Genomic DNA, 12504 nt, shown 5'->3' with positions numbered 1-12504 from the left:
TTTTGATGAATACAGAACACCAGCACCACGCCAGCCATGCCCCCATCGTCACCCACCTGCAAGTGATCCCGGTGGCCGGCCACGACAGCATGCTGCTCAACCTCAGCGGCGCCCACGGGCCGTTTTTCACGCGCAATATCGTGATTCTCAAGGACAGCGCCGGGCACATCGGCGTGGGCGAAGTACCGGGCGGCGAACGCATCCGCGAAACCCTGGAAGACGCGCGCAGCCTGGTGATCGGCAAGCCGATCGGCGCATACCAGAGCATTCTCAATGCCATGCGCCGCACCTTTGCCGCCCGCGACAGCGGTGGCCGCGGCCTGCAGACGTTCGACCTGCGCATCACCATCCACGCCGTCACCGCGATGGAAGCGGCGCTGCTCGATCTGCTCGGCCAGTTCCTTGAAGTGCCGGTGGCCGCCCTGCTCGGCGAAGGCCAGCAGCGCGACGCGGTGAAGATGCTCGGCTACCTGTTCTACATCGGCGACCGCCAGCAGACCGACCTGGCCTACCGCAGCGAAGCCGATGGTGACGATTGGTGCCGCCTGCGCCATGAACCGGCCCTGACCCCGGACGCCATCGTGCGCCTGGCCGAAGCCGCCCAGGCCAAGTACGGCTTCAACGACTTCAAGCTCAAGGGCGGCGTGTTGCGCGGCGCCGAAGAAATCGAAGCGGTCACGGCCCTGGCCGAGCGCTTCCCCGACGCACGCATCACCCTGGACCCGAACGGCGCCTGGTCACTCAAGGAAGCCATCGCCCTGTGCCGCGACCAGCATCACGTATTGGCCTACGCCGAAGACCCGTGCGGCGCGGAAAACGGCTATTCGGGCCGCGAAGTCATGGCTGAATTCCGCCGCGCCACCGGCCTGCCCACCGCCACCAATATGATCGCCACCGACTGGCGCGAAATGGGCCACGCGATCCAGCTGCAATCGGTGGACATTCCCCTCGCCGACCCGCACTTCTGGACGATGCAAGGCTCGGTGCGCGTGGCGCAGATGTGCCATGAATGGGGCCTGACCTGGGGCTCGCATTCCAACAATCACTTCGATATTTCCCTGGCGATGTTCACCCAGGTGGCCGCCGCCGCACCGGGCGACATCACCGCGATCGACACCCACTGGATCTGGCAGGACGGCCAGCGCCTGACCAAGGCGCCGTTGCAGATTGTCGACGGTCACATCCAGGTGCCGACCAAGCCGGGGCTGGGTGTCGAGATCGACATGGACGCGGTGGCCCAGGCCCACGAACGCTACAAAGACATGGGCCTGGGTGCGCGCAATGACAGCGTGGCCATGCAGTTCCTGATCCCCGGTTGGAGTTTCGATAACAAGCGCCCGTGCCTGGTGCGCTGAGCGCCGATCCCGGCCAGCCCGGCCAGCCTCAACCGTGGATCAACGAAACGTGCGCGCCCACCCCGGCGCGCACGCCTTCGGCCACCGCCAGCGCCACGGAACCGGCGGCAAGGGACGCATCGCCACCGGCAAACACGCCAGCCACGGAGGTCTGGCGAGTTTCGTTGGTGTGCAGGTACGGGCCGGTGGGGCCGTCGGCCAGCACACAGCCCAACTGCTCGGCCAAGGGACTGAGGCGAGTGCGGGACATCGTGAATACGCCGTCCAGCTGAATCACGCGGCCATCAGCCAGTTCCAGAGCCACGCGCTCACCGCTGATCCGGGTCACCGCCGTGCGCTCCACGCGGACCCCGCGCCGATCCAACTGCGCCTGTTGCTCGGCATCCGGGGTGAACACGCCGTTGGTGAACAAGGTGGTGGTGCCCCAGTCCGGCAACATCAGCGCATGGTGCATCGCCAGCGGCGAGGTGGCCAACACACCGATGCGGCCTTGATCCAGCTCATAGCCGTGGCAGTAAGGGCAATGAAACACGTGCTTGCCCCAGCGTTCCGCCAAGCCTTCGAGGGCGGGCAATTCGTCCACCACCCCGGTGGCGAGGATCAGGCGTCGCCCCTCGAATCCGCCGTTGTATTGCGTGTGCACCCTGAAACCGCCCGGCGCCGTAGCCGCCTGTAATACGCTGTCCTGCACCCAGGTGACGCTCAGATACTCCATCAGTTGGCTACGACCTTCGGCGGCAATGACGTCCGGCGCCTGGCCGTCCTGGCCGAGAAAGCCATGGGCGGTGGCGGCAAACCGATTGCGCCGCTGCCCCGCGTCGATCACCAGAACCTTGCGTCGCGCCCGCGCCAATTGCAGGCCGGCGGACAAGCCGGCATAGCTGCCGCCCACGATAATGACGTCATGCATCATGAAAGTGCCCCTTGTCAGGTGCGCGCGGTTATCCGCGCGCTTTCACGACACACCATAAGTTACGTAAAAATAGCACGTCAAGTGTCTCGCAACTTTTTGGGTTACGAAGGATACTTTCGACCGAATCGACTTGAGGTTTTTTGATGAGAAACGACACCCGCCTCTCGCGCATGCTGCACGTGCTGATCCATATGGACCGCCATGAAGCGCGCGCCACCTCGGAGACCATCGCGCAGATGCTCGGCACCAACCCGGTGGTGGTGCGGCGCACACTGGGGCTGCTCAAGGAAAAAGGCTATGTCCGCTCGGAAAAAGGTCATCAGGGCGGCTGGACCCTGGGCAAACCCTTGAGTGAAATCACCTTGCTGGATATCCACAATGCCTTGGGCACGCCGTCGATATTCGCCATCGGCCTGTCCACCGACCACCCGCAATGCCTGGTGGAACAGGCAGTGAACGCGGCACTGAGCGACGCGTTCGACCAGGCCCAGGCACTGTTACTGGCGCGGCTGGGGGATGTGACGCTGGCGCAGTTGGCCGAGGATTTCGACGAGCGTTGCCGCCTCGCCCCGGCACCCTGATCGCACTACAGCCGGCGCTTGCGCAACCACTGCAGGAACCCCTTCTTCACCGGCACCACCGGTGCTTCCTGGGTCAGGGTCTGCGCCGCATGTATGCGGAAATCCAGCAGCGCTTTCATCGCTTCGCCGATGTCATGCCGCGCATCCAGGCACGGCTTGAGGTATTCCTTCTCGATGCGATAGAGGGTGCAGAAGGTCTTGGCGCGAAAGTCCGCCAGCGTGGCCTCGTCGGACAAGATCCCAGCCTCGCCGATCACCTCCCCCGGCCCCATGCGCCCGGCTTCGAACATGTGCCCAGCCTTGTCCAGCATCACCGAGACCACGCCGGATTCGACGATAAACAAATGATCGCTGACCTCCCCCGCCGGCAGGATCACCGCGCCGGCACGGTAGCTGTGCAGGGTCATGTTCTGGCTGAAGGTGTCTTTCTCTTCCTGGCGCAAGGTGGAGAAAATCGACGAGCGCTCCAGCAACGCCCGCGCCCCCGACAGCGCCGGCGGCGTGCTGCTTTCGGTGGCAGACAGCAAACCGACGCCCGCCGCCTGCAAGTGCCGGAAAGCCAGGTCGTACAGCTGGTTGCGCACTTCGCGCTTGAGCGGCATCGACGGCACAAAGCCGCTGATTTCATACTCCACGCCGTCGCTGGCCGAGGTTTTGAACGCCACGCTCGGCGCCGGTTTGGCCAGCAGCGGCCGGCACCCTTGCATCGCCCGCTCCAGCGCCTCGATCACCGTCTGCGGGCGGGCGTGGGGGCTGACTTGCAGGCAGACCGACAGGCCGAACATATCCGCCGGGCGCGAAAAGTTGACGATCTTGGCCTTGGCCGCCAACGAATTGGGGATCACCGCCATGCTGCCCTGGGAGGTCTGCAACCGCGTAGCGCGCCAATCGATATCGGTGACGCGCCCCTCGGTGCCGTCGATGGAAATCCAGTCATCGAGCTGGTACGGCTTGGTGGTGTTGAGCACGATCCCGGAAAACACATCGCTGAGGGTGCTTTGCAGCGCCAGGCCGACGATGATCGCCACCGCACCGGAGGTGGCGAGCACGCCCTTGACCGGCAGGTCGAGCACGTAGGCCATGGCGGCGATGATCGCAATCAGGAAAATCACCGCGCCCAGCAGGTCCTGCAACAGCCGACCGGTGTGGCCCACGCGCTGCATCATCACCGCGCCGAGCAACACCGTCAGGGTCCGCGCCGCGAACAGCCACCAACCGATCTGCAACGCGGTGGCGGCCAGGTGCAGCGCGGTGTTGTCGGCATACGGCGCGACGAGCATCGGGTTCATGCCGTCGTTGAACAACACGGCGCTGAACACCGCAAAAATCACCAACCGCGCCGCCAGCTTCCAATTGGCCAGCTCAGCGGAAATCAAGCGCCACACACCGATGTCGATAAAGATCAGCGCCAGGGCGCACAACATGGGGTGATCAGCGATAAATGAGGGCATCCAGGCGACTCCAGGGTGAATGCCGAGAAGATCGCATGAAATGGGGATGTGGGGGTATAGCGCGGAGCAAAATGCGGGTGGGAAATTGCACCGTATCTGAGCACCTGATTGCATCAGCACCGACCAGGCGTTTGCAGCGCGCCGGATTATCTAGACACCTTGTAAACTCATACTGATGTTTCTTCAGACCGCTATGCCACGTCGCTTACACAAAGGAGTTCCCTATGCGTAAGGATTACCTCGCCTTTTTTATCTCGCTCTTTCTATCGAGGCTGGCGGATCAGATCCTGTTGTTTATTGTGCCGCTGGTGGTGTTCCAGACCACCAACAGCGCTTCATGGGCAGGGCTAGCGTTTTTCGTCGAATCGCTGCCGCGATTTCTCGCGTTCCCGCTGTGCGGCTCGCTGTGCGACAAGTACCCGCCTATTAAGATCCTGCATATCAGTCAGGTCTACCGGGCATGGCTCTGTGTGCTGGGGGTGGTGCTCTACGGAATCTTTGGTGGCATCGGTTGGGTAGTGGTGCTGTCGGCACTGTGCGGGGTGCTGACCACGCAAGGCATCATGGCTCGCGAAGTGCTGATGCCGCATATCTTCCAGCACTACAGCTACACCAAGACGTTGTCCTACTCCCAGATCGCCGACCAGGCGGGACTGGTCCTCGGGCCTCTGGTGGCGGCACTGATGCTTGAGGTTTGGGCTTGGCACTGGGTGGTGCTTTGGATCGCCGGATTGTTCCTGCTGGCAGACCTGAGCATGCTGGCGTGGCAACGTCTTAGCCGTATGACGCTAGAGGTGTTCGAGCAGCATCAAGACATCTGGCTGCAGCCCTTGAGGATCGCTTTTGGGCATATCCGTAGCCTGGCGGAATTGAAAAAAATCATCATTCTGGCGGTAGGCGTCAACCTGATCGTTGGTGTCACCTTGGCAACTTCGGCGGCCATGGTGATCGGCCAGTACAGCGCCGGCAAGGATAGCTATGCAGGGCTTCAGGCGGCGAGTGCGGTGACAACAATCGTGATCCTGTTCCTTCTCGCTCGGGTGGTGCTGCCTCTGCGAGTCCTCGGGGGTGTCGGATATTCGATGATCGCAACGGGGGCATTCATCAGCGCCCTGAGTCCGAGTCTGCTCGGCTATGTGCTGGGTTTCCTGTTGATCGCAGGCTTCGACAAAATGTTCAACGTCTACATACGCACTATCCGGCAGCGGGTGATACCGCCTCAGGACTTCGGTAAGACGGTAGGTGTGATCACGCTGCTGAACAACATGTCCCAGCCTCTGGCAGGTTTACTGGTGGCTTTGTTAGCTGCGCCCTTGGGCACCCAGACCGTAATCCTGATTTTGGCCGTGTTAACGACTATTCTTGGGGCATTTGCCCTGTGGTGGTTCGCAAAGGCTCGCGGCCCATCCCCGAGCTTGATTCTCGAAGCTGACCAAGAAACCGGAAAAAAGAAAGTTGCGTCGGCAGGCTTGTAAGCATATTCCAAGGAAGCATACGGATCATGTCCGCAAAGAAGAGTCTGCCGGTTCGAACTCATGATCGCCGCCGAACGTTTACAGCATAACGACCACTCTCGGCCTCACGGGTCAAGTCCATGCAATTACGCATGTGGGGGCTTGCCCGCTCCCACATTAGGCTTGGCGTCAACCTTTCAGCGCTGCATCTGCCCGAAATGACCGGAGTTAAAATCAGCAAACGCCTGATGGATTTCCTGCTCAGTATTCATCACGAACGGACCATGGCCGATGATCGGCTCGTCGATCGGCTCGCCACTGAGCAACAGCACCCTGGCGTCGTCGCTGGATTCCAGCGACAGTTGCGTGCCGTCGCGCTCAAACAGTGCCAATTGCCCCTGGCGCGCGATTTCTTCGCCATTGACCAGCACCGTACCGCGCAAGATCACCAGCGCGGTGTTGCGTCCGGCGTGCAGGTCCAGGGTCAGCGCCTTGCCGGCGTTGAGGCGCAGGTCCCACACGTCGATCGGCGTGAAGGTGCGCGCCGGGCCTTTGGTGCCCGCGAACTCACCGGCAATCAGGCGCAGCTGGCCAGCCTCATTGGCCAGCGGCAGCAGCGGAATATCGCCGTCGACAATCGTCTGGTAACCGGCGTCGGCCATTTTGTCCTTGGCCGGCAGGTTGACCCACAGTTGCACCATCTCCAGCACCCCGCCGCTACGGGCGAAGGCTTCGGAGTGGAACTCTTCGTGGAGGATGCCCTTGGCGGCGGTCATCCATTGCACGTCGCCGGGGCCGATCGTGCCGCCAGCCCCGGTGGAGTCGCGGTGCTCGACTTCGCCGTCGTAGACGATGGTCACGGTTTCAAAGCCGCGATGCGGGTGCTGGCCGACGCCGCGACGTTGTGTGGTCGGGGTGAAATCGGCCGGGCCCGCGTGGTCCAACAACAGGAAGGGGCTGATGTGCTTGCCCAGGGTGTCGTAGGAAAACAGCGTGCGTACCGGAAAACCGTCGCCGACCCAGTGGGCGCGGGGGCTGGTGTAGATGCCGATGAGTTTTTTCATGGTGTACCTCCAAAGTGCCTACACCATAAGTCCCAAGGGCCTTGGGGACTAGCCGGCAACCGCGGCGTTGTTCGTTCTATGCATAGGACAATCAGCACGTCCTCAGTTTGTTTTTGCTGGCTGGGGACGCCGTCCCACTAGACCGACCTCAACCAAGGCCCCTGCACCGCGCTGACCCGATTGCGCCCGCTGCTCTTGGCGTCGTATAACGCCTGGTCGGCATCGTTGAGCCAACTGGTCGAATCGCTATGCCCGACCCGATAAGGCGCCAGGCCGATGCTCAAGCTGACACGCAGGGTCGGGTCCTGGGCATAGGCCAGCGCATTGAAGCGATCGCGCAGGGTATCCATCACTTGCGTGGCGCGGTTGAGCGGCACGTCCGGCAGGATCACGCAGAACTCGTCACCGCCGTAGCGTCCGGCCAGGTCGGTGGCGCGCAGGTTCTGGCGCAGCACTTTGCTGAGCTGGCGCAGGACGAGATCGCCGGTGACATGGCCGTAGGTGTCGTTGATCACTTTGAAATGATCGATGTCGATCAGGGCAATCACCGCGCCCTGCTGCCCGCCGTGGCAGCGCTGGAACTCGATGTCCAGATGGTCCTTCCACGCGCCATGGTTGAGCAAGCCGGACAAGCTGTCGGTGCGACTCAGGGCCAGCAGCTCACGCTTGTGCCCGGCCAGGGACACCGCCTGGCGATAGCAAATCCAGCCCAAGGCCAGCGGATACAGCATCAGGATCGGTAAACAGGCATACAACTGCGCCTGGCTGGTCATGCCGATGAAGGCCGGGGTGAAGATCAGCAGCGACACGCCGACGCCCAACGCCTGCGCCACCCAGCCCGCCAGCATGAAGCGGGGACCACCGATGGCCACATTGTTCATGGTCATCATCGACAACGTGGTGACGCTGGGCAGTGGGTTGAAGTGCATGGCACCGACCCAGAAGCCACCGCAAAACGAATCGAACAGCAGGTTGTGGCGCTCGCAACGCAATGTGTTGGCGGTGCGGCGTGCCCATTGATAAGCCAGGTGCGGCCAGACAAAGCCGTTGATCAGCATCAACGCCCACACCCAAAGCGGTGGGTTCAACGCAGACATGCCAAAGGCCACGCAGGCAAAGCCAAGTGTCAGCCCCAACGTGCGGGTTTTGTACAAGCGGGTAGCGAGCGGAACTCCATTTCCTCCGGCGGCTGGCATGGTGAGGTGCGATCCTGGGTAGGTGCCTGGAGTCTATCAGGGCAACAGCATATCGCCACTACCCCTTGTAAGCTCAGCGCCGTCAGTGGGAAAAGCCCCGCGCCAGCATCGCGGCGACGCCCAGCAACAACAATGCCGTGATCCGTTGCAACCAGACCCGCCGCCGGGGGTTTTCCAGTACCGGCTTGATGCGCTGGCCAAAATAGCCATACAGGCAGCCACTGGCGAACTGCAGCACCAGAAAGGTCAGCCCGAGGATAGCGATGTCCGCCATCGAGTTGTGCTCCCCGGCCCCGGCGAATTGTGGGAACACGGCGCTGAACATAATGATCGCCTTGGGGTTGGAAAACCCGGTCAGCAAGCCCTTGCCGAACAGACTGCGTGCGCCTTCCACGGCAACGACCCCGTCGATGGACACGCCGCTGCCGGTCCACTGTTTGTAGGCCAGGTAGAGAATGTAGGCGACGCCGACCATCTGGATACCCTGGGTGATGGCGAGGTTGCCTTTGATCAACTCCGAGAAACCCACGGCAAAGATCAGGATAGAGACCAGGTACGACACACTGGCGCCGAGCTGCGCCGGGATCGAGCCGCGCAGGCCGTCCTTCAAGCCCAGGCTCAGCAGCAGCAAGGTCATGGGGCCGGGGCTGAACGTCACGGTGGCGCAAAACAGCAGAAAGTAGAGAAACGAAGAGAGCGTCAACGCGCTTGTCATAGCCTTGGACCTTGGGAAGACAGCCGGAAAGTGGCGGGATAGCCGGCAGTCTAGGGCTGCGGCATTGCGCAGGGCAGGTAAAGTAAGGCCTAATCCGGCCCTACTTCACCGGTAAAATAACCAGCAAAGACAAGGAAGCCGTATGTTTGTATCCGCCATCGCTTTTCGGGCTGGCGCACCCAAGGTGCAACAGATCGTCGAGGCGTTCAGCCAGGCCATCGAGAACGGCGAATGGGCGCCCGGCAGCAAGTTGCCGTCGGTGCGTGAACTGACCCAGACCCTGGGCGTGAGCAAGTTCACCCTCAACGAAGCGCTGGACCGCCTGCGCGGGCGCAACCTGTTGACCTCGAGCCAGGGCCTTGGCCACTTTGTGACAACAGACATCATCCGCGCCGCCTCGACGAGCTGGGTCGACCTGTTGCCCCAGGACTTGCTCAGCGTGTTACGCCGGCCGTTGGTCACCGTCAATGGAGATCTGCGCCCCGGTGGCGGGCATTTGCCGGAGGAGTGGCTGAACAGCGAGGCGCTTCGCCAAGCCATGCGTAGCGTGGTGCGCGCGCCGTCGCTGCGCCTTGCCGGGATGGGCACGCCGGCCGGGTTCCTGCCGTTGCGCCAGGCACTGCAACACAAACTGCATGCCGAAGGGTTGTCGGTACCGGTGGAGCAAATCATCACCACGCCCAACACCCTGCAAGGCCTGGACATGCTCATGCGCTTGCTCGCCCGCCCCGGCGACACGGTGCTGCTCGACGCGCCCTGCTACTTCAACTTCCACGCCAACCTGGCCCTGCACGGGGTCAAGGTGGTGACGATCGAGCGGCGCCCGGATGGCTTCGATTTCGACGCCCTCGAACAGTTGCTGGCCGAACATCGCCCCAGCCTGTACCTCACCACCAGTGTGTTGCATAACCCCACCGGGCACTCTTTCAGCCCCAGCCAGGCGTTTCGTCTGCTGCAACTGACCCGCCAGTACCACTGCCATATCGTCGAGGATGACCTCTACGGCGACCTGCATCCCAACCCGCCGCCGCGCCTGGCCACCATCGCCGGCCTGGACCAGGTCACCTACCTGTCGGGCTTCTCGAAAATCCTCAGCGCCAACACCCGCGTCAGCTACGTGGTGGCCGCGCCGCAACTGGCGGCCAACCTGACCCATATGAAGTTGATGAGCGGCGGCGTGACCTCGGAGCTGTTCGAGCAGATCGTCTACCGCATGCTCAGCGAAGGCAGTTACGCCCGGCACCGCAAGCGCATGGTGCAGCGCTTGCTGGAAGCCGGTGCGCGTGTCGAACAATGGCTCAAGCGCTGCGGCTGTCAATTGCCGATGGCGTATGAAGGCGGCATGTTCATCTGGGCCCGCCTGCCGCCGGGGGTGAACGGCGAACAACTGGCCCAGGAGGCGTTGAAGCAGAACATGGTGCTGGCACCGGGGGCATTGTTCGGCTACGACCCGGCGCTGCCTGATTCGATGCGCTTCAATGTGGCCCACAGTGACGGGCCCGGGGTGCAACAAGCCTTCGAAACGCTGTTGCTCAAGGCTGTGCGCGAGCCGCGATCACTATCGACATAAAGGCTCATCGGCGATGCGCCAACGACCTGACGCAGCGATCCCCCAGGCTTTGCACGCCCTGCACGAGTACCACCAACACCACCACCGTCACCACCATGATCTGGTTGTTGAAACGCTGGTAGCCGTAGCGAATCGCCAAGTCGCCCAACCCACCGCCGCCGATCACCCCGGCCATGGAGGAAAAGCCGATCAGCATCACCAGGGTCAACGTGACCCCGGCCACCAGCGCCGGCAAGGCTTCGGGCAGCAGCACCTTGAAAATCACATGGCGGATATCGCCGCCCATGGCCACGATCGCCTCGATGCGGCCCTTGTCCACGTCATCCAGGGCGGTCTCGACGATGCGTGCGAAAAACGGAAAAGCACCGATGGTGATCGGCACCACCGCCGCCGTGCTGCCCAGGGTGGTGCCGACAATCAGGCGGGTCAGCGGAATCAGCGCGATCAGCATCACCACAAACGGTAGCGAACGCCCGAGGTTGATCACCGCACCCAACGCACGGTTGAGCCTTGGCAGCGGGAACAGCCCACCCGCGCGGCTGATAAACAGCAGCACGCCCAATGGCAGGCCGATCAACAAGGTGAACAGCCCCGCCAGCAGCACCATGTACAGGGTTTCGCCGGTGGCGTTGAGCAGCAGTTGGAGAACTTCATCCCAGTCGGTTTTCATCCCGCCCTCACCACCTGCAGGTTGGGCGCCAGCGCACGGCCCAGGCGCGAGGACGGGTCGGCCTGCAGTTGCAGCAGCGTGCCGCTTTCCACCACGCGCCCCGCCGCCAGGGAAACTGCGCTGTCGCAGATCGCCTTGACCACATCCAGCTCATGGGTGATCAACACGATGGTCACCCCCAGTTGCCGGTTGATATCGCGCAACAGCGCCAGGATCGAAGCGGTGGTTTCCGGGTCCAGGGCGCTGGTGGCTTCATCCGACAATAAATACGCCGGGCGCGCGGCCAGTGCGCGAGCGATGCCGACACGCTGCTTCTGCCCACCGGAGAGTTGCGACGGAAACGCCGCCGCCTTGTCGCTCAAGCCAACCAACGCCAGCAACTGCGCCACCCGCGCGACGCGCTCGGCCTTGGGCACCCCGGCAATCTCCAACGGCACCGCGACGTTATCCGCCACGTTGCGCGAGTGCAGCAGGTTAAACCCCTGGAAGATCATGCCGATGCGCTGGCGTTGCTGGCGCAGCGCCTTGCCGGTTAACCGGGTCAGGTCCTGGCCATCCATGAGGATGCGCCCGGACGTCGGCCGCTCCAACAGATTAAGGCAGCGCAGCAACGTGCTTTTACCGGCGCCGCTGCGGCCGACGATGCCAAAGATCGAACCATCGGCGATCTGCAACGACACGTTGTCCAGCGCCGCCGGCTGGCCGTCGGCGTAGGTTTTGCTGACACCCTCGACGACGATCATTCGAGCGCCACCGGGATCACCGAACCGGCATATTTCTCGCTGATGAACTTGGCCACCGCCGGCGAGCGCAGGTCTTTGGCCAGTTGCTGGATGCGCGGGTCCTGCGCCAGTTTGGGCGTGGTCACCAGGATATTTGCGTAAGGGTTGCCCTGAGCCTTCTCCAGCCCCAGCGCATCCTTGGCCGGTTGCAGCCCGGCTTCCAGGGCGAAGTTGCCATTGATCACTGCCAGGTCGACATCCTCCAGCGCCCGGGGAATCTGCGGCGATTCGATTTCCAGGATCTTCAGGTGCTTGGGGTTCTCGGCGATATCCTTGGGGGTGGCCTGGTCCTTGGACGCATCGTTGAAGCCCGGCTTGAGGGTGATCAGGCCATTGGCTTGCAACAGGTACAGGGCGCGGCTGAGGTTGGTGACGTTATTCGGCACGGCGACGGTGCCTTTGTCCGGCACCTGGTCGAAGCGGGTGTGGCGGTGCGAATAGATCCCCAACGGTTCGATATGCACGGTGGCCGCAACCGCGAACGCCTGGCCGAGCGCCTGTTCCTGGGCCTTGAGGTACGGCAGGTGCTGGAAGTAATTGGCGTCGACATCGCCATGGGCCAGCAACTCATTGGAGTTCACGCCGCTGGGGATCTCGATGATGTTCAGCTTCAGGTCCGGGTCGAGCTTCTGCACGTATTCGAGGATTTGCGCATGGGGAATCGGGTCGGCGGCGACGCGCAAGGCATCGGCGGCCGCCACATTGAAAGCGCTCAGCAAGGCCGCCAGGGTTAGTGTGAAGGTCTTCAACAGA

General features: G+C 62.7%; 12 protein-coding genes. 4 read left to right on the top strand and 8 right to left on the bottom strand.

The genetic code is table 11. The annotated features are described in order from the left end of the window. The first annotated feature begins 5 nt into the window (after window positions 1–5). A complete protein-coding gene (gudD, locus tag LQ249_RS12915) occupies window positions 6–1355 on the top strand; it encodes a glucarate dehydratase (RefSeq protein WP_046383810.1) in 1350 nt (449 codons plus the stop codon). A 28-nt stretch (window positions 1356–1383) separates the two neighbouring features. Here gudD and LQ249_RS12910 read toward each other — a convergent pair whose 3' ends face one another. Next, window positions 1384–2268 (bottom strand): NAD(P)/FAD-dependent oxidoreductase, encoded by an 885-nt coding sequence (locus LQ249_RS12910; RefSeq protein ID WP_232566513.1) that lies wholly within the window; start codon window positions 2266–2268, stop codon window positions 1384–1386. Window positions 2269–2411: 143 nt separating this feature from the next. Between LQ249_RS12910 and LQ249_RS12905 the strand changes: the two genes are divergently transcribed. Continuing rightward, window positions 2412–2849, top strand: coding sequence for an Rrf2 family transcriptional regulator (locus LQ249_RS12905; protein WP_046383812.1), 438 nt, complete (start codon window positions 2412–2414; stop codon window positions 2847–2849). 5 nt (window positions 2850–2854) lie between these two features. Here LQ249_RS12905 and LQ249_RS12900 read toward each other — a convergent pair whose 3' ends face one another. Next, entirely contained in the window at window positions 2855–4300 is a 1446-nt protein-coding gene (locus LQ249_RS12900) for a mechanosensitive ion channel family protein (RefSeq protein WP_126589015.1), read from the bottom strand. Between the two features lie 224 nt (window positions 4301–4524). Between LQ249_RS12900 and LQ249_RS12895 the strand changes: the two genes are divergently transcribed. Beyond that, the gene (locus LQ249_RS12895) at window positions 4525–5775 is read left to right on the top strand and encodes an MFS transporter (protein WP_232566512.1); all 1251 of its coding nucleotides are present in this window, start codon (window positions 4525–4527) and stop codon (window positions 5773–5775) included. A 176-nt stretch (window positions 5776–5951) separates the two neighbouring features. On the opposite strand, the gene LQ249_RS12890 is transcribed toward LQ249_RS12895, so the two are convergent. The 3 genes from LQ249_RS12890 to LQ249_RS12880 form a co-directional block, all read right to left on the bottom strand. Further along, on the bottom strand, window positions 5952–6818 hold the full coding sequence (locus tag LQ249_RS12890) for a pirin family protein (RefSeq protein ID WP_232566511.1): 867 nt from the start codon (window positions 6816–6818) through the stop codon (window positions 5952–5954). 137 nt (window positions 6819–6955) lie between these two features. Further along, window positions 6956–8014 carry a diguanylate cyclase gene (locus LQ249_RS12885; RefSeq protein ID WP_057004812.1) on the bottom strand — a complete coding sequence of 353 codons (1059 nt, stop codon included), beginning with the start codon at window positions 8012–8014 and terminating at the stop codon, window positions 6956–6958. A gap of 82 nt (window positions 8015–8096) precedes the next feature. Continuing rightward, window positions 8097–8729, bottom strand: coding sequence for a LysE family translocator (locus tag LQ249_RS12880; RefSeq protein ID WP_057004813.1), 633 nt, complete (start codon window positions 8727–8729; stop codon window positions 8097–8099). A gap of 142 nt (window positions 8730–8871) precedes the next feature. Here LQ249_RS12880 and LQ249_RS12875 point away from each other — a divergent pair, with 142 nt between their 5' ends. Continuing rightward, complete coding sequence (locus LQ249_RS12875; RefSeq protein WP_046383818.1) at window positions 8872–10299, top strand: aminotransferase-like domain-containing protein; 1428 nt, start codon at window positions 8872–8874, stop codon at window positions 10297–10299. A gap of 4 nt (window positions 10300–10303) precedes the next feature. Here the strand turns inward: LQ249_RS12875 and LQ249_RS12870 are convergent, their stop codons facing one another. Genes LQ249_RS12870 through LQ249_RS12860 form a run of 3 tightly spaced genes read right to left on the bottom strand, consistent with a single transcriptional unit; the run spans window position 10304 to window position 12503 of the window. Then, on the bottom strand, window positions 10304–10969 hold the full coding sequence (locus LQ249_RS12870) for a methionine ABC transporter permease (protein ID WP_057004814.1): 666 nt from the start codon (window positions 10967–10969) through the stop codon (window positions 10304–10306). Next, window positions 10966–11712 (bottom strand): methionine ABC transporter ATP-binding protein, encoded by a 747-nt coding sequence (locus LQ249_RS12865; protein WP_079443584.1) that lies wholly within the window; start codon window positions 11710–11712, stop codon window positions 10966–10968. Before LQ249_RS12865 ends, LQ249_RS12870 begins: the two co-directional genes overlap by 4 nt. Continuing rightward, entirely contained in the window at window positions 11709–12503 is a 795-nt protein-coding gene (locus tag LQ249_RS12860) for a MetQ/NlpA family ABC transporter substrate-binding protein (RefSeq protein WP_232566605.1), read from the bottom strand. Before LQ249_RS12860 ends, LQ249_RS12865 begins: the two co-directional genes overlap by 4 nt. Window position 12504: the final 1 nt, after the last annotated feature.

The sequence above is a fragment of the Pseudomonas sp. 7-41 genome (genome assembly GCF_021233075.1).
Lineage (GTDB): Bacteria > Pseudomonadota > Gammaproteobacteria > Pseudomonadales > Pseudomonadaceae > Aquipseudomonas > Aquipseudomonas veronii.
Note: the sequence above shows the minus strand (reverse complement) of the source record. Positions and strands in the feature narration are given on the sequence as shown.

Bases quoted from the DNA above. Each gene is read 5' to 3' on its own strand.
- LQ249_RS12910 (WP_232566513.1), bottom strand. From the start codon at position 2,268: ATGATGCATGACGTCATTATCGTGGGCGGCAGCTATGCCGGCTTGTCC.
- LQ249_RS12875 (WP_046383818.1), top strand. From the start codon at position 8,872: ATGTTTGTATCCGCCATCGCTTTTCGGGCTGGCGCACCCAAGGTGCAA.
- LQ249_RS12895 (WP_232566512.1), top strand. From the start codon at position 4,525: ATGCGTAAGGATTACCTCGCCTTTTTTATCTCGCTCTTTCTATCGAGG.
- LQ249_RS12905 (WP_046383812.1), top strand. From the start codon at position 2,412: ATGAGAAACGACACCCGCCTCTCGCGCATGCTGCACGTGCTGATCCAT.
- gudD (WP_046383810.1), top strand. From the start codon at position 6: ATGAATACAGAACACCAGCACCACGCCAGCCATGCCCCCATCGTCACC.
- LQ249_RS12885 (WP_057004812.1), bottom strand. From the start codon at position 8,014: ATGCCAGCCGCCGGAGGAAATGGAGTTCCGCTCGCTACCCGCTTGTAC.
- LQ249_RS12890 (WP_232566511.1), bottom strand. From the start codon at position 6,818: ATGAAAAAACTCATCGGCATCTACACCAGCCCCCGCGCCCACTGGGTC.
- LQ249_RS12900 (WP_126589015.1), bottom strand. From the start codon at position 4,300: ATGCCCTCATTTATCGCTGATCACCCCATGTTGTGCGCCCTGGCGCTG.
- LQ249_RS12880 (WP_057004813.1), bottom strand. From the start codon at position 8,729: ATGACAAGCGCGTTGACGCTCTCTTCGTTTCTCTACTTTCTGCTGTTT.
- LQ249_RS12865 (WP_079443584.1), bottom strand. From the start codon at position 11,712: ATGATCGTCGTCGAGGGTGTCAGCAAAACCTACGCCGACGGCCAGCCG.
- LQ249_RS12870 (WP_057004814.1), bottom strand. From the start codon at position 10,969: ATGAAAACCGACTGGGATGAAGTTCTCCAACTGCTGCTCAACGCCACC.